Raw genomic sequence first — 21,338 nt, 5'->3', positions numbered from 1 at the left:
TCAGTTTGACCAGATTCACTGGCTCAGTTTAGTCCAGAATAGGTGGCTCACTTTAGTGCAGATTATTCAACTATAGAATCATCCAGATTATTGAGGTCTATATCGATTCTTTCCAATAATGCATTCTTAACGGTAGGATTAGAAACTTTCAATCTTTCGATTTCTGCCTTTGTTGCATCTATATATTTGCCCCTTATATTTGCAATTCCATTACCTACAATGTCATCATAAACTCCTTGGGTAAACTTGCCTATATTCAACTTTTCATATTCATCAGCTACCGCATTAGCCAATCCAATTAACTGAGATACCTCACTCTTCAATGTTTCAAGGGGTGATAGATTCTCCCATATCATGATTTTTTCAAATCCAATCTTGTTTAGATGTGCGTTTTTTGTCATTTTATTAGTTTTAAAATAAGTCTTGAGTTATTTCTAAAGCGTTATCACAGAATTTCATTTTAGCCCCGTTGAAACTTAGAAGAGCATTGTCAACAGCTCCGTTTCTATTCTTGGCAAAAATGACCTCTGTTATACCTATCATGCTATTGCCATATCTATCTTCTTTAATACCATAATACTCAGGCCGGAAAAGAAATACCACCTGATCTGCATCTTGCTCGATTGACCCGGATTCCCTTAGGTCAGATAACATAGGGCGTTTATCAGCTCTTTCTTCGACTTTTCTACTTAGCTGAGATAAAGCTATTACCGGCACATTTAGGTCTTTTGCAACTGCCTTTAAACTTCTTGAAATACTACTTATTTCTTGCTCACGATTGTTTTTATACTCTGGCTCCCCTTTCATTAGTTGTAAATAATCAACTATGATTAAACCAACCTTGTTATTCCGTTTCAGGCGTGCACATTTTGATCTAAAAGCCTGAATACTTAGAGCAGATGTATCATCGATAAAAATTTGACTATCAATCAATTCTTTCATTTCGTGTATCTTCTTAAAATGATGATCTTGCAATCCCCTATTAAGAATGAGATCTAAAGAAATTCCAGTTTCAGAGGCTATGAGTCTGTCAGTTAACTGTTCTTTGCTCATTTCAAGAGAAAATATTACAACCGGTATTTCTCCCAATACCGCTGCATTTCTGGCAAAATTTAGCATAAGGGCTGTTTTTCCCATTGCAGGACGACCGGCAAGTATGATTAAATTTGATTTTTGCCAACCAGAGGTAATAAGGTCAATACCGTTAAATCCGCTGGTAACTCCCGTCAATCCACTATCATTTTTAGTTTCATAATAACTCAAACGATCAGTGATAATATTATTTAACTCTGAGACTTGATCACCATTGGTTTCAGTTAATTTTTGAATTGAAATGATTAGGTTGTCGTGAATATTAAAAATATCACTAGACCCTTCGAATATATTTTGTGAGGTTTCTGCTACCAACCTGATAGTTTCCCGCTCAACATATTTCTGCATTACTATTAAAGCATGATGTTCAATGTTAGCAGAAGAGGTGACCCTACTTGTGAGTTCGGTTATATAGAATGCTCCACCCACAGCCTCGAGCTCTCCCGTATTCCTCAAATGATTTGTTACAGTTAAGATATCTATTGGTTGAGAGGCCATGAATAGGCTTTTAATAGCCTTGAAAATTTTCTGATGTCTCAGATCATAAAAGCTGTTTTCGTTTATCAGGTTGCTTATTTCATGGTATGCTTCGCGTTCTAACATGACAGCCCCCAGTATTACCTCCTCTATTTCCATAGCTTGAGGTGGTACATGCAAGGTATTTGATTTGTTTTTCATGCTGGAAGTTTTTGTTTATTAGGAATCCTCAATTCAAAATGAGGTGCTTCATTTGTTTGAAGGTTATCTGAACTATTTATAATCTCATCTTCCCAGTGTCTATCGTTCAAATAAGTAAGTGGGTTTAATCTATATTTCTTATTAGGTGTCGATTTAACATAGCTTGGAATTATTTTTAGAATCTTCAACATTTCAGTCTCCGTTAAAGTGTTCCATTTTTTTAACGCTGGGTGTTTCCCATTTTTTTTATCATATAAATCCCAGAATTGATCAAACAAAATGTTTTTGTTTTGAGTTTGTGTTTTATGTTTATTGTTATCTAAAGGAAAGGCTGAAGTGTTTTCGTTGTTAAGGTTTAAATTATTTAAGCCTTTCATTTCATCTTTACTTAAGTCTATAATTGTGTATATCGTGCTCTTTCTTCTTCCATCACCACTTACAAAGTCTATGAGGCCGGCATTTTTTAAAGCTTTTTTTAGTTTTACTAATGTCGGTTCAGTGATTGATAGAGCGGCCATTACATACGCATTGGATTCATTAAACGGATTCTTCCAGTATAACTCGTTACAGACTTTAAGCAAATAACCATATAGAAAAAACTCATTGCCAGTGAATTGAAATTCTCTATGCTTTTTCCAAAATCCATTCATTTGCTTGATATAGTCCAGGTTTGGCATCTTACCTTCTAATCTTTTGAGCCGAACTAATTAAATACCTTAAATGAGACTCCGTCACACCAAATCTCTTACACAGATTTTCAATACCCTTCTCAGTAAAATACAGTGATGGGAGCTTTCCAAGTGTCTGGAGAATCTCAAAGTCGCTGATGGAATTATTTTGGATATAATTTGGATGAAAATTGGCACTCATTATCGGATACCCCCTCTCTTCTTCTTTATAGCCTCTGAAACTTCAGATTTGCTATAGAGGTATTTCTTTCCGATGCGTTTGTGTGGAATATCTCCGTTGTTTCGTCTCTTTCGTACAGTAGTGGTACTTAAGTTAAGGAAATGACAAATCTCCCGATGACTTACCAGCTCTTCCGGACTGGCCTGAATTTGGGGTTGGTTACTGGACATTGACTTGATCAGATCTTCGAGTCCAGATATTCTTTCAAGAATTATATTGAATGGATTTTCCAATTCGACCTCATTTATATTGAGATCGAATTTGAGTATTAAATTGTTTTAATTATTTCCATCTTCCATTAATGGAAGAGATAGAAGAAATTAACTGATTAATTTGATTTTGACGCGATGTATTCTATCGTTGTCTGAATTTTATTATCCAAACTATTGTATTTGGAACTGTATTGATACTTCCCTTGAACCATAGTTGGTTTTTTAACAAAGCTATCTTCGGTAAGTCCAGGAAAGTATTCCACAAATTGCTTTGCTGCATCCTTATCAAAAACATCCTTAACCACATTATTTTGTTTAAGCTTCTCAAAGAAAATCCGGGACATGTATTTTGTTCCGATCCATTCGTTAGAATTCTCAGCTATCAAATTATCAATATCAAATTCTCTTAAGATATCAACAAAGCGTTTGTAATGCTCGCTATAGGGCTTATTAAACAAGTCTTGAAATGACTTTATAGGCTTTTTCAAAGCTTTTGGTTTCTCGTCTCCCGGGTCTTTTTTTGATTTCGATATCTTTTGGTTATTGAGATCTTCATATAGACGTTGAAGGCTATTTCTGAAGAATATATCGTAGCTATCAGCTTCATATCCTAGAAATACGTCTTTGTCAATTTTTTCAGCGACAATATTCTTATGCTTTGAAACAATAGCTAATGCTATGGTCAACGATTTTTGATTTAATATTTGCTTAAAACCTTCAACATCGTCAATGTACCTAACCTTTCTCATGTGATTAAAGAAATCATTAACGAATATTTCGGCTTTATTTAATCTCTGGCCATCATCTGCACAATTCTTAATTGAACTTAGAAAATTAACAAAACCGGGATACAGGTTAAGAGGTTTATCCAAAAAAACCTCATAACCTTTTGAAATATCTGGAACTGAAAGATTGTCTAAATCCTTCTCAAGACTATCTGCTTCATTATTAATTTCTTTCATTTACACAGCTTTTAAATTCTGAACTTCACCCCAGGCCTTTTGCATTACAACCTTTTTTCGCTTTTCCGTCACTTTAACATATCGCTTAAATGATTTGTAATCACTATGTCCACTAATTTCCATTACTTCTTCAGCTGACATACCCTTTTCTAATGACAATGTACAAAAGGTCTTTCTTCCGGTATGAAAATGAACTAATTCATATTTAGGATATACATTCACTTCTCTTTTGGTCCCCCTGAACCTAACTATTTCCTGAGGGGTATCAATACCAGCTAATTGACAAAGTTCTTTGATATAATCATTAAGACGTTGATTACTGATCACCGGCAATGGTTGATTCCGATCCGAATATTTTTGAAGTATTTTTCCGGAGATAGAATTTAAAGGGACCGTGAGCTCAGACTTGGTTTTTTTTACAACAATGTTTATAAAACCATCATTAATATGCTCCCTTCTTAATTGAGCAATATCAGAGTATCTCAAACCTGTACTACAACTAAAGCAGAATATATCACGAGTTTGGTCAAGCCTTTTATTATTGGACAAATCAATACTTAAAAGACTGTCAAACTCCTCCTGATCCAGTGCTATTACTTCTAATTTCTCTTTGCGAATTGTGAAATTCCGGTAATTGTCTGAAACTTCTATACCGTTACGCCTTGCATAGCTCAGGAATGTTTTCAAAGTACTAAGAGCCTTTGCAATGGTAGTATTATTAAGCATTGGCTTAACATTACCATGCATATCTGTCTTAGTTCTGGATATTAGGAATGCTTGAAACTTAGAGAAAAATGCGTAATCAATACTATCAAAACGAACTTTCACCCTGGTTTCCTTTTCGAATGCTTCTAGATGGGTTTTGACCGATTTATAAACACTCAAACTACCCGGCTCCCTAAGGGTCTTATGATCCTCAATATATTTGTCCATAAACTCGAAAAGGTGATTTTTGCTTTCATCTTTTTTAGTCAGTTTTTCCCTATCTGCAGAAATCAAAAGAGCAATATCAGCTCCAGAATATGGTTTTCCATTTACTTCATACTGTTTTTCAATTGTTCTAATCGAAGTTTCTAGATCCTTCATACTATCCAGTACTTCTTTCACCTGGTAATTTTCCAAAAGCCCGGCTCTTTTTACATATTTTGGCAAACGATCATCCTCATTCCAGTTCAATGGATTCAATCTTATTTTGGTTGGAATAAAAGTTCGGTTCCCATTAAGAGAATAAATAATTCTGATGGGTGCTTTTCCAGTCTTGCTTGATACCTGGTTTTTCCTTAATTCAAATCTAATTGTGCTCATAATAGCTGAAAATATTTCTTAGCAGAATGAAATTAGGTGCAGTTTTGGGTGCAAATAATGTATCAATAACTAATATTAACTTATCAAATGTTTGCTATAAATACGCTTAAATATACATTAAAACAACTATTTAGAACAAGTTATGATAAGAATTAAACAATAGGTTTTAATCCCTCACTCTCCGCCAACACAAAAGAATGCCCGATGATAGTCGGGTATTTTTGTTTGTAGCCTGGCCAAACTTGTTTGAGCGAGGAATTACAAACAAAAATATAAGCGAGCGTAGCGAGTGGCATTCCTTTGTGATGAAGCCTCCCCCAAAGGGAAAACCGGAGGCGACAAAGGAGCTGTAGGTAATCTCACTCTCCGCCAAACACTAGAAAGCCCCGCAAAAGCGGGGTTTTGTTGTTTATAGCGCCATTGGAACCCGCACCTGTCCGAATCATCAAAATAAAGATGAGCACCCACTTCCCTGACATCTCATCCTATCAGGCAACATCTATAATCTTCGCACAGCCTCCATATTTCACCGGATTAACAACTGTATCTGTAACCGGAACTCCCATTTGTATTCCAAGAGATAAAATCATAGTCATCTGTTCAGAAAGTTTAACTTTTTGATTGAACTGAACAGATACATCCATGGCTTTAAACAATTGAGTAGCATGAAACCAGTCGGTATACACACTTTTGTTTACAATATTGCCCACAGGATATTTCTTTCCGATAAAACGCATGTCGTTGACGCAACCCAGATTGACAATGAAACGAAACAGCGGATACTGTTTGGAAAGCATCAAATTTACCCCCGGCATTAATTCAGGAAACTGAATAAGAGCCTCTTTATGATCACGATCAATACTGTATTGCAGTGGATGTCTGACTATACTTTCAAAGGCCGTATTCCTGTTCAGACTGAATCCTGTCAGCAAATGTTTATGACGTGATAAAAAGATATTCCGCTCTCCACGCGGATTTTCAGTATCCAAAAGTTGAATAGCTTTTGCCAGAGAGGTTAGCATAGGTGTATAATTATAATCTGCTAAAGGAGCTAAAGCCAGCATCGAACTGCGGATACTCCCGCCCAGTTTTGCACAAGCACTGAACTCCGTATAATTATAACGGGTAAGCTTGAATGAAGGCGATTTCAGAATCTTTTCTTTATCGGCACCGCCCTTAGTCCGGATAATGGTTTGCTTCATTCCAGGCAGCCTGTAAGCTGAAAGGTTTCCCAGTCCCCCGGAAAACTCCAAATGGTTTTTAAGTATAGCCATATAGTGTAAATGATTGGTAATAAACAATATACAAAATATTGTTTAATTAATAATAAGGTATATCTTAAAGATATACCTCAACTATACTTTATATATACCTTAACTATACTTTAACTATACCTTAATTAAAAACAAAATCAATCTATTTGAGCTGTCAGGAGCATGAATAGCGTACTCATGTATCCTATCAGATTTTTTTGCCCATACTTTATTCCTGATTGATTATCCCTGTTTAAAACTGTAATGAATTGTGAGAATAATTATGATTTTAATTCTTAACTACACTAATTTTTATATTTTTATTTTCATTATCAATCAATAAAACAAAGTCTACCTGACATTTATGAAGCTTCAAACACTGTTCAAATCCTTTCATATTCTCGCTGCGCTATCTTTAATTGCATTTATTTTACTCTACCAGTTTGGGTTGCCGGATCAGGCAAACCTTATGGTAGGTGTATTTTTCATCTGTTTACTCATTGGAATTAATGCTTCCGAATTCCTGAAAGGTTTTGCCTTCACCATCTGGGTAATAGCTGCTGCCTGTATGAGTATGATCTATCCTTCGTATGTGACAAACATCGGAGGATTTAAAACAGAAGTCCTTATCGTTCCCCTGATCCAGCTGATTATGTTCGGTATGGGTACTACCATGGGAGTAAAAGACTTTATAGGGGTATTAAAAATGCCCAAAGGGGTACTGGTTGGCTTAGTTCTTCAATTTACAATCATGCCATTGGTTGCATTCAGCCTGACCCTGATTTTCACCTTCCCGCCCGAAATTGCAGCCGGAGTTATTCTTATCGGGTGCGTTCCCTGTGGAGTTTCATCCAATATTCTGAACTTTCTCTCAAAGGGAAATCTCGCATTATCGATCACACTGACCTCATTCGCCACACTCATGGCGCCATTTATCACTCCGGTTTTAATGGAGGCACTCGCCGGACAATTTATTCCTATTGATACTGTAGGAATGATGATCAGTATTGGTAAAATGATCTTTTTACCATTGATGGCGGGTATTATTTTCAACAAATTCTTTGGCGACAGAAGTGCATGGTTAAATGCTGCGATGCCATTAGTCGCCATGGCGGCAAATGTATTTATCATTGCTGTTATTGTCGCTGCCGGAAGAGAAAGTCTCTTAAGTATGGGTTTTCTGCTATTTCTGGCAGCTGTAATACATAATGGAATGGGCTTCCTGTTAGGTTATTATGGCAGTCGTCTTTTCAAAATGAATAAAAGAGACAGCCGTACAGTGGCAATAGAAGTTGGCTTACAAAATGGAGGTATGGCAGCCGGTATTGCTTATGAACTTGGAAGAGCTGCAACTATGGGACTCTATCCTGCTATTTTCGGTACCTGGATGGATATCTCGGGATCCTTCCTGGCAAACTGGTGGAGAAAAAAGCCGGTAGATGATATGGAAATAAAAGATTAACAATAAAAATCCCCGACAAGTAGTCGGGGATTTTTATTGTTCTGTAATAATGAATTGTTCAGTATTTCAATCCGAACAAATTAACATAAGGATTCAGATGCTCTTATTTCTTTGACTTTTGAATTCCGAATAAGCCTTCACGTATATTATAGTATTTGAACCAGTCGGGATTGATAGCAGTTGCACCCGGGCTATCAACTGAAATAAGTTTAGAAGCAAAAGGTTCATAAGCCGCACGCGGAGCAATAGCTCCTTTAACTACCAGTATCTTCTGACGTTCTACATAAACCCCATTGGAGATAAAAATATGGGCGCTATTCGGACTGGCACGTTCTGTAGTAATCAGTAATAAATTGGGCTCATCCAAAGTGGATCCTTCAACCTGAACAACAGCAGTATTCCCCATATTCCAGTATCTGCCCCCACCATGACGGATCTCTGTTTCAAGATAACGTCCAACATGTAATGAACGAACCTCTCCTTTAATACGGACCGGCTTACCGTGCATATTATCCGATTTACCACCAACCGAAAAATCAAAAGCTTTACCCACTCCTGCTTTCTCAGCTACCTTATAAGCCTCCGGATCATATACCACCATTGCCCATCCTTTAGCCCCTTGCTTAACCAATTCTTCAAGCATAAAAGAACTATCGCCGGTTGAACCTCCGCCAATATTATCTCCCATATCAATCAGTACAACCGGCCGGCCTTCATGCTGCATTGCCTGCTTAACTGCTTCTGCAGGCTTGGGATTATTAATTCTGGTTTTTTCTCTGCTATCCCATAGCATTTGCGAAAGTCTGTTGGCTTCCTTATCAGCAAGGGCCTTATTATTATCAGTAACCACTACTACAGATGGCCCCATCCATGGAACATCAGCATACTGATATCCGCCCGAAACACTTACAGCCAAAACACCGGGAATCTTCTCTGCATTTTTACTTTCGGTGGTGATTGGCAATAATGGCTCTGAATAAGTATTCTGAAATGCAATATTATAAACCATTGGAGCCTTAACTATACTTTGAACCGGCTTCACCTTACCGCTTACAATTTTTGCCATAATATCTGCAGCCTGATAGCCGCGATCATAGGTATCCAGATGCGGGTTTTCCTTAAAAGTGATCAGTACATTACATAATTTGACCATTTCAGGAGTAATATTTGCATGGAAATCATGAGTAACTACAATCGGCATTGATGGTCCGAAAGCATTCCTGACCCTCCTCACAATCTCTTCATCACCACTTGGATAACTTTCAACAACCATAGCGCCATGAAGATTTAACAATATACCCTGAAGCTTTGGACCGGCTTTTAATCCGCTAATGATCTCATTCATCATCGCATTAAATGCCTTATCAGTAACAGGTCCTCTTGGGGTGGCGGAAGTAACCAGGGTTGGATAAAGCTCCAGGCCAAACTCCTTTGCACCCGCTATATAGCCGGCACTGGTTGTTTTAGCAGAAGCTCCGGCAAAAAAACGCTTAGCCCTCTCCTGCTGTGATTCACCAATGCTAACGTGGAAATCTTCGAGCTCAGTTTTTTTAATATTAAAACTATTGGATTCATGTGAAATTCCGGCAACTCCGATTACTGGTTTTGTCTGAGAATTAACATAAAAAGATTGGAGAAAAACCAAGGCAGCCAGCAGGATTTTACTACCTGATAATTTGTAAATCATACGCTTAATGTTTGTTTAGACTTATATAATAAAACTAAACAAAAAATAATTATATCCTATAGGCCTAAACTAAATTGAAAGAATCGGTTTTCAAAATAAATTAGATGTTCATCTGTCTTTATTCCTGCTTCAAACAAGCGACATTATTTATACAAGTTGATTGTTAGCTTTACCAGAGCGTCAGTTGGAAGCAGAATACAGGAAAGAATAATCGTGACAAAAAGAAAAAAGGCCTCCCGATATTCAGAAAGCCTTTTTGTCTGTACACCCATCTGGATTCGAACCAGAGACCGACGGTTTAGAAAACCGTTGCTCTATCCAGCTGAGCTATGGGTGCAACTTGCGACAAAAGTATAAAAACATTATAAAAACTCCAACAATTGCTTAGATTTTCTGCTTTTTTTTGATCAATACTAAATCTAACTTTATTATAGCCTGTAATTCAGCATAGTATCAGAATACCACGAATTGATTCATCTCACATAAATTATTAAATTTGGCCTAAACTTATCAACTTGGCAAAACTTAAAAAGCAATTACATCTGGTATTATACCGCAAATACAGTTCAAATCTGAAGTTTGTCATGATGGGTTTATGTGTGTTTTTTGTCACACTTTTTCTTCCCAAACAGGTCAGGTTCCGATACGAATATGAGAAGGGCAAAACCTGGATGCAGAAAGATCTGATTTCTCCATATAGTTTTGCTATCAAGAAGACAAACGAAGAGATAGAAAAAGATAAAGATGAAATATTAAAGTCTATACTTCCTATTTATCAGAACGACACTGAAATTGCTGAGAATTCAATCCAGGGATTTAATATAGAATTTGATACAAAATGGAACAGTTCTGATTTTTTGCAGAACGAAAAACAAATATATCAAAAAGAAGGCAACAGAATTCTCAGGCTGATTTTTTCAAGAGGCCTGATGAATCCGGTAAAAAAATATCAGCGATACGGCGAAAACTATAATTTCAGTTTACTTAATAATAATATATCTACTCAGCTTAATACGGCTGATGCAATGAATTTGCAGGATGCAATAGCATTCATTCAGAATGAAATTAACAGCAATAATTCTATCGGCAATAAAGAATGGCTTATCAAGCTGGTTTCCAATCACTTAAAAGCCAACTACATATATGATGAACAACTCACCGACAAACTTGAAGAAAATGCATTAAACAGTATCTCACTAACAAGAGGTATGGTTCAAAAAGGTGAATTAATTGTTGCTAAGGGTACGATGGTCAATTCTGCAATTTTTCAAAAACTGGAATCACTCAGAACGGCCTATGAAGAAGATGCAAAAATAGCCGGAAACAGAAATCTGGTCTTACTTGGGCAGGTTCTGCTTGCCGGCCTGATTATTTCCCTGTTAATGGTCTTTTTATATCTGTTCAGAAGGGATATTTTTGACGATAACCGGCAGCTATCCCTTATTTTAATTGTTATAACCGGAATGCTGGTAACTTTATCATGGGCTATCCGGATTAAAATTCCAAGTGTTTATTATATTCCTTTCTGTATTGTTCCAATTATCATCAGAATACTGTTTGACACGCGTCTGGCATTGAATATTCACCTTTTGGTGGTATTAATAGCCGGTTTTTTTGTACCCAACAGCTTTGAATTTGCATTTCTTCAGATCTCTGCAGGTATGGTGGCCATTTACAGTATTAAAAATCTGATCAAGAGAGAGCAGTTTCTGATTTCAGCATTGCTGATTCTTTTAAATTATTTCATTGCATTTTTAGGAATCTCCCTCATCAGAGATGGCTCTTTAACCGATATAGAATGGTTTAACTTTATTCCTTTTATATTCAGTGTGCTTCTGTCGCTCCTTGCCTATCCTTTAATTTATGCTTTTGAAAAAATGTTCGGAATTACATCAGATGTAACACTGATGGAACTTACCAATACCAATTCAAAATTATTAAGAGATCTGGCATTTAAGGCACCGGGTACTTTTCAGCATTCGTTACAGGTTGCCAACCTTGCAGAAGCTGCTATCTATAAGATTGGAGGAAATGCTCTATTGGTAAGAGCCGGTGCACTGTATCATGATATTGGGAAAACTGTAAACCCTCATTTTTTCATTGAAAATCAGAACAGAGGAAATAATCCTCATGATTCCATTTCTTATGAGCAGAGTGCTCAAATTATTATCCAGCATGTAATTAAGGGCATAGAGATTGCCAGAAAACATCAGATACCCGAAATGATTATTGATTTTATCAGAACACATCATGGAAATACCCGGGTTGATTATTTCTATCAATCTTTTCTGAAAAATTTTCCTGAGAAATTTGTTGATGAAAATATTTTCAGATACCCCGGCCCCATCCCCTTTTCTAAGGAAACGGCAGTGTTAATGCTTGCAGATTCAGTAGAAGCAGCCTCCAGAAGTTTAAAAGAACCTGATGCAATCAGTATCAGCGATCTTGTGGAAAGAATCATTGATTATAAGCTCGAGCAGGATCAATTAACAAACAGTAATATCACTTTAAAGGATATTGAAACTATTAAACTCATCTTTAAGACCATGCTAATGGGTATTTATCATGTCAGGATTGACTATGAAATTGATTAGAATCTGATGTATCCCGCTGCTTTTCAGCGACTAATCAATCTGATTTCTCTATTGCCACAAGCACAAAAAATAAATATCGCATAGAATTGAAAATATTTTTTGCCAGCCTGACTGATTTACTATATTTGCAGTCCTCGAAAGAGGGTTTTTATTTTTAAGGAGAGATGCCTGAGTGGCCGAAAGGAACAGTTTGCTAAACTGTCGTACTGGCAACGGTACCGAGGGTTCGAATCCCTCTCTCTCCGCAAAAACAATAATTAAAGAGCTATAAATCAAGCATTTATAGCTCTTTTTTATTTTCAGGGTGTAAGAGATGGGACGATTCACGTCATTCAAAAGGATGTGTTACTGCAACGAAATCTCACCTTCCGGTTAAATTAGTAGTATGGTGCTGTTCATTTCCTGACAGATGTACCCTTGATTCTAATCTATATTTATCATACACCACTGCCTCCCTACGGCTAAAATGATCTGTATGTGCATCTTTTACCGGGCCGGTTCCCGGGGCTCTGCACATGGATTGGTTGTGCATCTCCGCATAACACGTCTTTCAAACGGGGACGTAGGTGCCAGCTACTAAGTCTTATAATCATAGTCATTTCTACCCTTCAGGCAGTTCTTATAAACAGATAATAATTATCATTATAATTAACAATGTATCATAAAGCCGAAATCAGAATTTACAGTCCCGAATATATTCTTGATAATTTTTAACAGAAAGAGCATCCCAGATTGCCTTAGTATAAAAATTTAATTAATAATGAAATAAAAATAAAAAATATCGTAACCCTTTAAAATATTTCATCGTAATAATACCTGAGATATAAATTGAGGATTATGAATACCAAATTACTTTTTGCCGTACTTACTATCACAGCTTCATTATACAGTTTGAATACTACTGCGCAAACAAATTCGTTTTCTGTTAATTTTAACAAAGCGAACTTCATGGCTGTAAATTCAGAATCAGCTTCAGCAAAAAGCAGTTATCTTTTAAATGGTGGAGGTTCAGCAGAAAATGATATTACAAATGAGCTAAACAGAAAGGCTTTATACATGGCATCTGAGCAGTATGTTTTTGACAATTTAAGTTTCCTCAAAAGTATATTCAAGGTTGATGATATTTACTTTGACCTTGACGATGCAGGCATTCGCCCGGATGCCATACCGGTTTTAGACAATCTGGTTAAGTTAATGAATGAAAATCCGGGTATCAGCGTTGCAGCCACCTCCTACGCTGACAGCAGGATGTCTAATTACAATGATAAATTAGCTCTGAACAGAGCCCAGTCGGCTATTGATTACTTAAAATCCAAAGGAATTGCACAGGAAAGATTACTGATTTCTAAACATGGCAGACCAGATACGGGTAATCCGTGTAAAAATGATCCAAATTGTTCATTGGCTGTTCAGCAATTAAACAGAAGAACTGAATTTAACATTGTTTTCAATGGTTTAAACCTTGGTCAGATCAATTAAATAAAGCTCATCATAATAAAAAAGCTTTGCTAAAAGACCGCAAAGCTTTTTTTTATTAAGTATAAAACAGAAAAAATTGAAATACGTTATATTCTGTTCTCCCTAAGATTCAGCAGGTTATACAGTCATCATAAAAAAGCCTGAAAAAACATTAAAAATATTTTCAAATTTATTTGCGACGAATGACTAAAAGTCTATCTTTGCAGCACGTTAATAAATAAAAGCTACGCAATGTTTATTAAATGTTCGGGGTGTAGCGTAGCCCGGTATCGCGCCTGGTTTGGGACCAGGAGGTCGTAGGTTCGAATCCTGCCACCCCGACTAAATAACTATCAATCAAGGTGTTGCGAATAATCGTGACACCTTTTTTGTTTCTTACCCGCTGATTATCAATCTGTTGCATTCTTAGTGAGTCTAGTTTATGGATCTGACGCAAAACTAAGCAGGATCAGGCTAAATATGATGGGCAATACCGATAAAGAATATATGGGAGGAATTCGGTATATTGTATCCGAATACTTCTCCCTGTCTACTCACTATGATAGTGATATGGGATATGGGGGAGGATTCACAATAACTTACTAATTAAACCCTAATCTAATAATTGCAATCACAGATTTAAAAGAACAATCAGGAGTAGCATGTTATGTCTTTGTATAACTTGCTGTTATATACCCTCCAAAGGTCCTGATCGCAATGAATCAATAATGAAATAGACCACGTTTAGACTTTTGCTCACTAAATGATCACAATCATTTTTTTTTCATGTCTGCCGTCAGGCTTTAAAAACACTTCTTTTACGATTATGCATGATAAAACTCACTTTGGATCAATCAACACAGCCTTTTGCTGATGGGTGGATCGGGTTTTTAACTCACAGATATGATAAGTAATTCTATTAGTTGGGCCTTAAAGAACCGCATAGTTGTCCTGCTGTTAGCTGCTGGCATTATAATCTACGGTATTTATTCTGTAAAGAATACCAAAGTAGATGCCATACCCGACCTGTCCGAAAATCAGGTAATTATTTTTACAGAATGGATGGGCAGAAGCCCGCAGATCATGGAGGATCAGGTGACTTACCCATTAGTCAGTAATCTCCAGGGTATCCCCAAAATCAAGAGCATCCGTGCAAACTCCATGTTCGGAATGAGCTTCGTCTTTATAATTTTTGAAGATAATGTCGACATCTATTGGGCAAGGACTCGTGTTTTAGAGCGCCTCAATTATGCTCAACGCCTTTTACCAAAGGAAGTCGTCCCCACCTTAGGTCCCGACGGCACTGGATTAGGACATATTTTCTGGTATACTTTAGATGCCCCATCCCATGATCTTGGAGAACTTAGAGCTTTGCAGGACTGGTATATAAAGTTTGCGCTTCAAACCGTACCGGGAGTAAGCGAAGTTGCATCCTTTGGAGGTTTTCAGAAGCAGTACCAAATTGTAATCGATCCGCATAAGCTAAATTATTATAACATCTCTCTAATGGATGTGCTCGAAAAAGTGAGAATGAATAATAATGATGTTGGCGGAAGGAAATTTGAGATGGCAGATATGGGATATATTGTCAGAGGAATTGGTTACATCACTCAAATTAAAGACATCGAGGAAATACCCCTAATGACTCGGGAATCTATTCCTATCCGGGTTAAAGATGTGGCTACTGTTCAGATGGGGGGAGAACTTCGTTTGGGGATTATAGAGGAAAATGGGGAAGGAGAAAAGGTAGGCGGCATTGTGGTTATGCGTTACGGCGAAAATGCAAAAGATGTTATTGACCAGCTTAAAGTGAAGCTAAAAGACGTAGAGAAAGGCTTGCCTGCTGGTGTAAAGTTCCATGTAGCCTATGATCGCTCGGACCTGATCGAAGCAACTATAGCCACTTTGAAAGAGGCGGTAATTGAAGAAATACTGGTGGTTGCTGTGGTACTTTTCATATTCCTTTTACATGTACGAAGTGCTTTGATCGTGATAATAACAATCCCAATGAGCGTTTTAATTTCATTTATCATGATGGATTGGTTTAATGTAAGCTCCAATATAATGTCGCTTGCCGGGGTGGCATTAGCAGTAGGTGATCTGGTCGATGCCGGAATTGTAATGGTAGAGAATGCTCTGAAATCTATAACTGAAGAGTCTTAATGTAATGGTCATGATATCAGAAGAAGAACGGTTAAAAAGAATAGAAAGCTCCTCTGTACTGGTGGGAAAAGCTGTTTTTAATTCAATTTTGATAACACTGGTATCATTTGCCCCGATACTTATGCTGGAAGGCCAGGAAAACAAATTGTTTACTCCTCTCGTGCTAACCAAAACCTTTGCCATGATAGGCTCTGCTTTTGTGGCAATATTCCTTGTCCCGGTACTAATGGCTATTCTGCTTAAAGGTAAGATCAGACCTGAAAAGAAGCATCCGGTTTCCAGATTTTTTCTATGGCTCTATGATCCAATAATCGGGTGGTGCCTTCGCTGGAAGAAAGCAACTATTGCTATCGCTTTTGTTATGGTTGCAGCAAGTATTCCGCTGGTGATGCGTTTAGGGACAGAGTTCATGCCCCCTTTGGACGAAGGTTCCTTGTTGTTTATGCCTGTAACCCTTCCCGACGTTTCGAACACAGAGATAAAACGCATCATGCAGGTGCAGGACAAACTGATTAAAACTGTGCCCGAAGTCCACAATGTATTGGGGAAAGCAGGGAGGGCAAATACGGCGACCGATAATTCTCCAATCAGTATGATAGAAACTATTGTACTTTTAAAACCACAATCGGAGTGGCGTGAAGGAATGACAAAAAATAAGATCATAGATGAATTAAACAGCAAACTTCAAATCCCCGGTGTAATAAATGGCTGGACACAGCCTATAATCAACCGCATTAATATGCTTTCCACAGGCATACGTACCGATGTGGGAGTGAAAATTTATGGCCAGAGCCTTGACTCCATTAATATCCTGGCTCAAAAATTTAAAGTAGCTCTGACAGGCCTGGATGGTGTTAAAGACCTATATGTGGAACCTATTGTTGGAGGAAAGTATGTGGAAATAAAAGTTAAGAAAGATGAAATAGGACGCTACGGTCTAAGTGTCGATGATGTAAACATGGTTGTTGAAGCCTCTATTGGCGGAATGAACATGACTACAACGATTGAAGGTCGCCAACGTTTTTCAGTAAATGCACGTTTTGCACAGGATTTTCGAAGCAATATTGAGCAGTTAAAAAATGTTTTGGTTACCAGTCCGAGTGGGCCTCTGCCTCTATCTGCCGTTGCAGATATCTCTATAGCAGAAGGGCCTCCCATGATCAACTCAGAAAATGCTATGCTAAGGGGAACTTTGCTTTTTAATGTGCGCGAACGAGATCTTGGTAGTACCGTAAACGACGCAAAAAAGAAACTTGAAAGCCTCGTACAAAAGTTGCCAAAAGGATATTTTATAGAATGGAGCGGACAATATGAAAATCAGGTACGTGCAGAAAAAAGGTTAAAGGTTCTGATCCCGATTGTGCTGCTCATCATTACAATAATACTTTATTTCACGTTCCATACATTCCGCGAAGTGCTGATTGTACTATCCAGCGTTCCTGTGGCCCTTGTTGGTGGTGCTTATTCCCTATTCTTTTTTGATGTAAACTTTTCTGTAGCAGTTGCCGTCGGATTTATTGCGCTTTTTGGAATAGCTGTTGAGACTGGTGTGCTTATGTTGGTCTACCTGAATAACTCTTTAAATAACAAAGTACTGGAAAAAAAGGCCAGTGGCGAACTACTAACAAAAACTGACATAGAGGAAGCTGTTTACGAAGGTGCAGCATTAAGATTACGGCCGAAATTAATGACCGTCCTTGTAGATATTATCGGCTTGATGCCTCTTCTGCTTGCTACGGGCACCGGTAGTGATGTGATGAAGCCCATTGCCATTCCTTTTGTATTTGGCCTGGCAACATCTACATTCTTTGTGCTGATTGTCTTGCCAGCCATGTATGCCCTGGTGCGGGAACATGAATTAAAAAAAACCGGCAAGCTATTGATTGAAGAATTAAAAGATTGAAAATGAAAATCTCATCCTGTATTTCCGCGCTGTTCTTCCTTCTTTTGTCAGGAATTTCATCCAGAGCTCAGCAGTTGAGCATTAATCAGGTGAAAGAGATCATACTAAAGAACCACTCTTCTCTGCGGATGTATGATAGTGAAGCAGAGGCTATGGATGCAGCAGCAAAAGGAGCCTGGAGCTGGATGCCGACTGAAGTGGGGACAGGCTTTTTTATGATGCCCTATAATCCCAAATATACGCGCCAAACCGACATGGGCGAAGGAATGGGCCAATATTCTATCGCCCTACAGCAGATGCTTCCCAATAAAAAAAAGCAGACGGCTGAATATAGTTACATGAGTGCCATGTCTACAGTGGTAAAGGAAAAAAAACAGGCCACTTTGAACGAGTTAATTGCCGATGCAAAGAAAAACTATTACGAATGGGTAGTTATTAAAAAGAAACTCGAAGTAATAAAAGAGAATGAAAAGCTCCTTGAATTCATGGTAAAGGATGCAGAAATACGATACAAAAACGGTCTGGAAAAATTAGGTGCCTATTATAAAGCAAAAGCGGCTTTCGGCAACATCCAAAGTATGCGGCTGATGTTTGAAAATGACATGCGTCTTCGTCGAATTAACTTAAATACGTTAATGAATAGAGATAAGGAAACATCTTTCGATGTCGACACAACCTTGCTTATAAAAGATCTCATTAACGCGGGAGAAGTGAGCCTCGCGCTTGTTAATTCCAGAAGTGATCTGAAAGCCATAGACAGGGATATCCAGCTAACCTTCTTACAGCAAGAGCTGGAACGTGTGCGACTAAAGCCAGAAATTGGTTTCAGATATGAGCACATGTTCGGTTTTGGCGGACAACCCCTGCAATATACAGCAATGGCGATGGTGCGTATCCCTTTTACAAGCTGGGCAAGCCGGATGAATAAAGCAAACATTGAAAGCCTGCGTCTGCGCCGGGAGAGCCTTGGTTTTGAGCGTCAGATGCGGATCAACGAACTTTCTGGCATGGCATCCGGCATGCAAACAGAGGCTGATACTAAACGCAGGCAATTAAAATTATACGAAGAGAACATTATCCCAGCGCTCAAGAACAACTACAAAGTAATGCAGCTTGGTTACGGGCAAAATACGGAAGAGCTGTTTGAATTGTATGATGCATGGGAAAGCCTAAACATGACACAACTCGAATATCTGGATCAGTTACAGCAGTTTTTAACGTTACGGGTTGAATTAGAACGGATTTTAGAAATTAAGTAAATGATAGTTTCAACACGGCTTCCGACTTATTTTGTACTGTTCTTATTCTTAGCATGTAATAATGATAAGAAAGAGGATCATACCCTTCATAATGAAGCTGGTAATAAGGAGTTGATTCGTCGGGAGTTGAGTTTAGAAACATCCCTAAAATCTGCAAACGAGTATGTCATTTCTACAATTCCGGTAACTGCAATTAAAAAGGACACAATAACTGTGGAAATTGACGCAATGGGCCGTGTAGAGTACGATACCCGTATGACAGGTTCCATCTCGGCCAGAATAAGCGGGCGAATAGAGAAGTTATATGTGCGGTATAAATACCAGCACATAGAGAAAGGGCAAAAAATCATGGACGTGTACAGTCCGGAATTGCTTACTGCACAGCAAAACCTGCTTTTTGTTACAAAAAATGACGCCGCAAACAGCTCTTTGATCAGTGCCGCCAGGCAAAAATTACTATTGTTGGGGATGAATCCGGAACAAATTCAGAACGTGCTGCAAACAGGAAAGCCATTATTGGCGGTAAGTATCTATAGTGGATCCACAGGACATTTACATAACACGAGCGCAGTGCCGACCGCGATGGCGCAGCAAACCTCTCAGGGATCAATGGAAAGTACTGAGCCCAGTACTGAATTATTGAATTTAAAAGAAGGGATGTATATACAAAAGGGGCAGACACTTTTTAGTATTTATAATCCTTCAAAAGCATGGGCCCTGTTGAATATTTATACCGACAGACAAGCGTTAATCAAAAAAGGTCAGCTGGTAAACATTTATCCCGAATCTTCAGCCTCTCAATCTTTTCAGGGTCATGTTGATTTTATTGAACCCTTTTACAGGGATAATAGTCGAACGACATCTGTTAGAGTTTACTTTGATAATTCAATACTGCGTTTACCCGTGGGAAGTCAGGTGCGGGGACGTATCTCGGCAAATATGGACATGGCTAACTGGCTGCCAAAAGAATCTGTAATTTCACTGGGAATAGATAAGATTGTTTTATTAAAAGCAGCAAATGGATTCAGCCCTAAAAAGGTGATTACCGGCATTACATCGGGTAAAAACATTCAAATTATTAGGGGCATATCAGAATCCGATTCTGTCGCTTTAAATGCACAATATTTAATTGACAGCGAAAGCTTCATTAAAGTAAAAGAGTAATATATGCGTTATCTGCTAATATTTTTCGTTTGTTTATTATGGGCATGCTCGGAGAAAAAGCATGACACCCATACAGTAAATGACGAGGTTAACTATACCTGCTCCATGCACCCGCAGGTAATGGTAAGTAAGCCTGGGAATTGCCCTATCTGTCAAATGCCCTTAATTCAGGTAAGCAGCTCAGCAACACCTGACAAGGATGAGCTGCAATTAAGTGATCAGCAAATTCATTTGGGAAATATTAGTGTTGATACTATTCGCTCCGGTGATATTGGCAGTCAAACTGTTTTAACTGCGGTCCTGAATTATGACCAGACCAAAACTTCAGCGATCAGTTCAAGAGTTATGGGCCGAATAGAGCGGTTGTACTTCAAAAATACTGGAGACTATGTGCGAAATGGAGATAGGCTATATGACATTTATAGCGAAGAGTTAAATAATGCGAAACAGGAATATCTAAAGACTAGGGAAAGGCGAAGAATACTTGCCGGCAATGAGCTCATTGATTTCGCTGCTCTTGAACAAAGTGCAGAAAATAAACTCAGGTTATGGGGAATGAACAGCAGTCAGATCAAACAGCTTGTACTGACCGGAAAGGCTGATCCAACTACTACATTTTATAGTACAGGAAGTGGTTATATCACTGCTTTGAACATATTACAGGGCGATTATGTTATGGAAGGCGGTACCATTGTTGAATTGGTTGACCTTTCTACTTTGTGGGCAGAAGCGCAGGTATATGCTTCGCAATTCTCATCCTTAGCCCAGGATGCTCCCGCTATTGTTCGTATTCCCGATATGGCAAATGAAGAAATCCCTGGCAGAATTAACTTCGTAAATCCCGAGATCGTGTCCGGATCAAGAATTAATCTGGTACGCGTTTCAATTCCGAACAGAAATAAACGCTTGAAGCCAGGGATGCCTGCATATGTCTATCTCAGCAACACAAAACATTTATCTTTCACCTTACCAGTTGATGCCGTTATTCGTGATACCAAAGGAGCTACCGTATGGGTCCAAACAGGTAAAAACACATTCAAAAGTAAAATGGTAGAACTTGGTGGAGAGGCCAATAATAAAGTAGAAATAAAAAGTGGTTTGCTGCCAGGTGATTTGGTAGTGGTCACAGGTGCATATTTACTCAACAGCGAATATATCTTCAAAATGGGTGTCAAACCAATGGAAGGTCATAATATGTGAACTACATTATCAAAAAAAAATATCATTAAAAGAAACA

17 protein-coding genes and 3 tRNA genes are annotated in these 21,338 nt (G+C 38.1%); 11 read left to right on the top strand and 9 right to left on the bottom strand.

Translation table 11 applies throughout. The annotated features are described in order from the left end of the window. Positions 1–62: 62 nt before the first annotated feature. The 7 genes from P2W72_RS14275 to P2W72_RS14245 all read right to left on the bottom strand — a co-directional run bounded on the left by P2W72_RS14275 (position 63) and on the right by P2W72_RS14245 (position 6,432). Entirely contained in the window at positions 63–401 is a 339-nt protein-coding gene (locus tag P2W72_RS14275; RefSeq protein ID WP_276363867.1) for a hypothetical protein, read from the bottom strand. 10 nt (positions 402–411) lie between these two features. Next, on the bottom strand, positions 412–1,770 hold the full coding sequence (dnaB, locus tag P2W72_RS14270; protein WP_276363865.1) for a replicative DNA helicase: 1,359 nt from the start codon (positions 1,768–1,770) through the stop codon (positions 412–414). Further along, the gene (locus P2W72_RS14265; protein ID WP_276363862.1) at positions 1,767–2,447 is read right to left on the bottom strand and encodes a hypothetical protein; all 681 of its coding nucleotides are present in this window, start codon (positions 2,445–2,447) and stop codon (positions 1,767–1,769) included. The genes dnaB and P2W72_RS14265 overlap by 4 nt, the downstream gene beginning before the upstream one ends. A gap of 192 nt (positions 2,448–2,639) precedes the next feature. Further along, the gene (locus P2W72_RS14260) at positions 2,640–2,912 is read right to left on the bottom strand and encodes a helix-turn-helix domain-containing protein (protein ID WP_276363860.1); all 273 of its coding nucleotides are present in this window, start codon (positions 2,910–2,912) and stop codon (positions 2,640–2,642) included. Between the two features lie 95 nt (positions 2,913–3,007). Beyond that, entirely contained in the window at positions 3,008–3,853 is an 846-nt protein-coding gene (locus tag P2W72_RS14255) for a hypothetical protein (protein ID WP_276363857.1), read from the bottom strand. Then, a complete protein-coding gene (locus P2W72_RS14250; protein WP_276363854.1) occupies positions 3,854–5,158 on the bottom strand; it encodes a site-specific integrase in 1,305 nt (434 codons plus the stop codon). It lies immediately after the preceding gene. A gap of 488 nt (positions 5,159–5,646) precedes the next feature. Then, positions 5,647–6,432 (bottom strand): hypothetical protein, encoded by a 786-nt coding sequence (locus tag P2W72_RS14245; protein WP_276363852.1) that lies wholly within the window; start codon positions 6,430–6,432, stop codon positions 5,647–5,649. Positions 6,433–6,775: 343 nt separating this feature from the next. On the opposite strand from P2W72_RS14245, the gene P2W72_RS14240 reads away from it, so the two are divergent. After that, entirely contained in the window at positions 6,776–7,873 is a 1,098-nt protein-coding gene (locus P2W72_RS14240; protein ID WP_276363849.1) for a bile acid:sodium symporter family protein, read from the top strand. Between the two features lie 103 nt (positions 7,874–7,976). Here P2W72_RS14240 and P2W72_RS14235 read toward each other — a convergent pair whose 3' ends face one another. Together P2W72_RS14235 and P2W72_RS14230 are read right to left on the bottom strand one after the other, a co-directional pair. Then, positions 7,977–9,560, bottom strand: coding sequence for a M81 family metallopeptidase (locus P2W72_RS14235; protein WP_276363847.1), 1,584 nt, complete (start codon positions 9,558–9,560; stop codon positions 7,977–7,979). Between the two features lie 263 nt (positions 9,561–9,823). Further along, positions 9,824–9,897: transfer RNA gene (locus P2W72_RS14230), tRNA-Arg, on the bottom strand. A gap of 250 nt (positions 9,898–10,147) precedes the next feature. Between P2W72_RS14230 and P2W72_RS14225 the strand changes: the two genes are divergently transcribed. The 10 genes from P2W72_RS14225 to P2W72_RS14180 all read left to right on the top strand — a co-directional run bounded on the left by P2W72_RS14225 (position 10,148) and on the right by P2W72_RS14180 (position 21,301). Next, positions 10,148–12,154, top strand: a complete 2,007-nt coding sequence (locus P2W72_RS14225; protein WP_276363870.1) for an HDIG domain-containing metalloprotein — start codon at positions 10,148–10,150, stop codon at positions 12,152–12,154. A 158-nt stretch (positions 12,155–12,312) separates the two neighbouring features. Then, positions 12,313–12,399, top strand: a tRNA-Ser gene (locus P2W72_RS14220). 592 nt (positions 12,400–12,991) lie between these two features. Then, entirely contained in the window at positions 12,992–13,633 is a 642-nt protein-coding gene (locus P2W72_RS14215; protein WP_276363844.1) for an OmpA family protein, read from the top strand. Positions 13,634–13,880: 247 nt separating this feature from the next. Beyond that, positions 13,881–13,954: transfer RNA gene (locus tag P2W72_RS14210), tRNA-Pro, on the top strand. A gap of 87 nt (positions 13,955–14,041) precedes the next feature. After that, positions 14,042–14,218 (top strand): hypothetical protein, encoded by a 177-nt coding sequence (locus P2W72_RS14205; protein ID WP_276363841.1) that lies wholly within the window; start codon positions 14,042–14,044, stop codon positions 14,216–14,218. Positions 14,219–14,515: 297 nt separating this feature from the next. Further along, on the top strand, positions 14,516–15,775 hold the full coding sequence (locus P2W72_RS14200; protein WP_276363839.1) for an efflux RND transporter permease subunit: 1,260 nt from the start codon (positions 14,516–14,518) through the stop codon (positions 15,773–15,775). A gap of 10 nt (positions 15,776–15,785) precedes the next feature. Next, entirely contained in the window at positions 15,786–17,678 is a 1,893-nt protein-coding gene (locus P2W72_RS14195) for an efflux RND transporter permease subunit (RefSeq protein ID WP_346429777.1), read from the top strand. Positions 17,679–17,680: 2 nt separating this feature from the next. Continuing rightward, complete coding sequence (locus P2W72_RS14190) at positions 17,681–18,937, top strand: TolC family protein (RefSeq protein ID WP_276363834.1); 1,257 nt, start codon at positions 17,681–17,683, stop codon at positions 18,935–18,937. Continuing rightward, the gene (locus P2W72_RS14185) at positions 18,938–20,101 is read left to right on the top strand and encodes an efflux RND transporter periplasmic adaptor subunit (RefSeq protein WP_276363832.1); all 1,164 of its coding nucleotides are present in this window, start codon (positions 18,938–18,940) and stop codon (positions 20,099–20,101) included. A 3-nt stretch (positions 20,102–20,104) separates the two neighbouring features. Further along, the gene (locus tag P2W72_RS14180) at positions 20,105–21,301 is read left to right on the top strand and encodes an efflux RND transporter periplasmic adaptor subunit (protein ID WP_276363829.1); all 1,197 of its coding nucleotides are present in this window, start codon (positions 20,105–20,107) and stop codon (positions 21,299–21,301) included. Positions 21,302–21,338: the final 37 nt, after the last annotated feature.

The organism is Daejeonella sp. H1SJ63, assembly GCF_029360775.1.
Taxonomy (GTDB): Bacteria; Bacteroidota; Bacteroidia; order Sphingobacteriales; family Sphingobacteriaceae; genus Daejeonella.
This window is presented reverse-complemented; position numbering and strand designations above follow the sequence as displayed.

Bases quoted from the DNA above. Each gene is read 5' to 3' on its own strand.
- P2W72_RS14275 (WP_276363867.1), bottom strand. From the start codon at position 401: ATGACAAAAAACGCACATCTAAACAAGATTGGATTTGAAAAAATCATG.
- dnaB (WP_276363865.1), bottom strand. From the start codon at position 1,770: ATGAAAAACAAATCAAATACCTTGCATGTACCACCTCAAGCTATGGAA.
- P2W72_RS14265 (WP_276363862.1), bottom strand. From the start codon at position 2,447: ATGCCAAACCTGGACTATATCAAGCAAATGAATGGATTTTGGAAAAAG.
- P2W72_RS14255 (WP_276363857.1), bottom strand. From the start codon at position 3,853: ATGAAAGAAATTAATAATGAAGCAGATAGTCTTGAGAAGGATTTAGAC.
- P2W72_RS14250 (WP_276363854.1), bottom strand. From the start codon at position 5,158: ATGAGCACAATTAGATTTGAATTAAGGAAAAACCAGGTATCAAGCAAG.
- P2W72_RS14245 (WP_276363852.1), bottom strand. From the start codon at position 6,432: ATGGCTATACTTAAAAACCATTTGGAGTTTTCCGGGGGACTGGGAAAC.
- P2W72_RS14240 (WP_276363849.1), top strand. From the start codon at position 6,776: ATGAAGCTTCAAACACTGTTCAAATCCTTTCATATTCTCGCTGCGCTA.
- P2W72_RS14235 (WP_276363847.1), bottom strand. From the start codon at position 9,560: ATGATTTACAAATTATCAGGTAGTAAAATCCTGCTGGCTGCCTTGGTT.
- P2W72_RS14225 (WP_276363870.1), top strand. From the start codon at position 10,148: ATGGGTTTATGTGTGTTTTTTGTCACACTTTTTCTTCCCAAACAGGTC.
- P2W72_RS14215 (WP_276363844.1), top strand. From the start codon at position 12,992: ATGAATACCAAATTACTTTTTGCCGTACTTACTATCACAGCTTCATTA.
- P2W72_RS14200 (WP_276363839.1), top strand. From the start codon at position 14,516: ATGATAAGTAATTCTATTAGTTGGGCCTTAAAGAACCGCATAGTTGTC.
- P2W72_RS14195 (WP_346429777.1), top strand. From the start codon at position 15,786: ATGATATCAGAAGAAGAACGGTTAAAAAGAATAGAAAGCTCCTCTGTA.
- P2W72_RS14190 (WP_276363834.1), top strand. From the start codon at position 17,681: ATGAAAATCTCATCCTGTATTTCCGCGCTGTTCTTCCTTCTTTTGTCA.
- P2W72_RS14185 (WP_276363832.1), top strand. From the start codon at position 18,938: ATGATAGTTTCAACACGGCTTCCGACTTATTTTGTACTGTTCTTATTC.
- P2W72_RS14180 (WP_276363829.1), top strand. From the start codon at position 20,105: ATGCGTTATCTGCTAATATTTTTCGTTTGTTTATTATGGGCATGCTCG.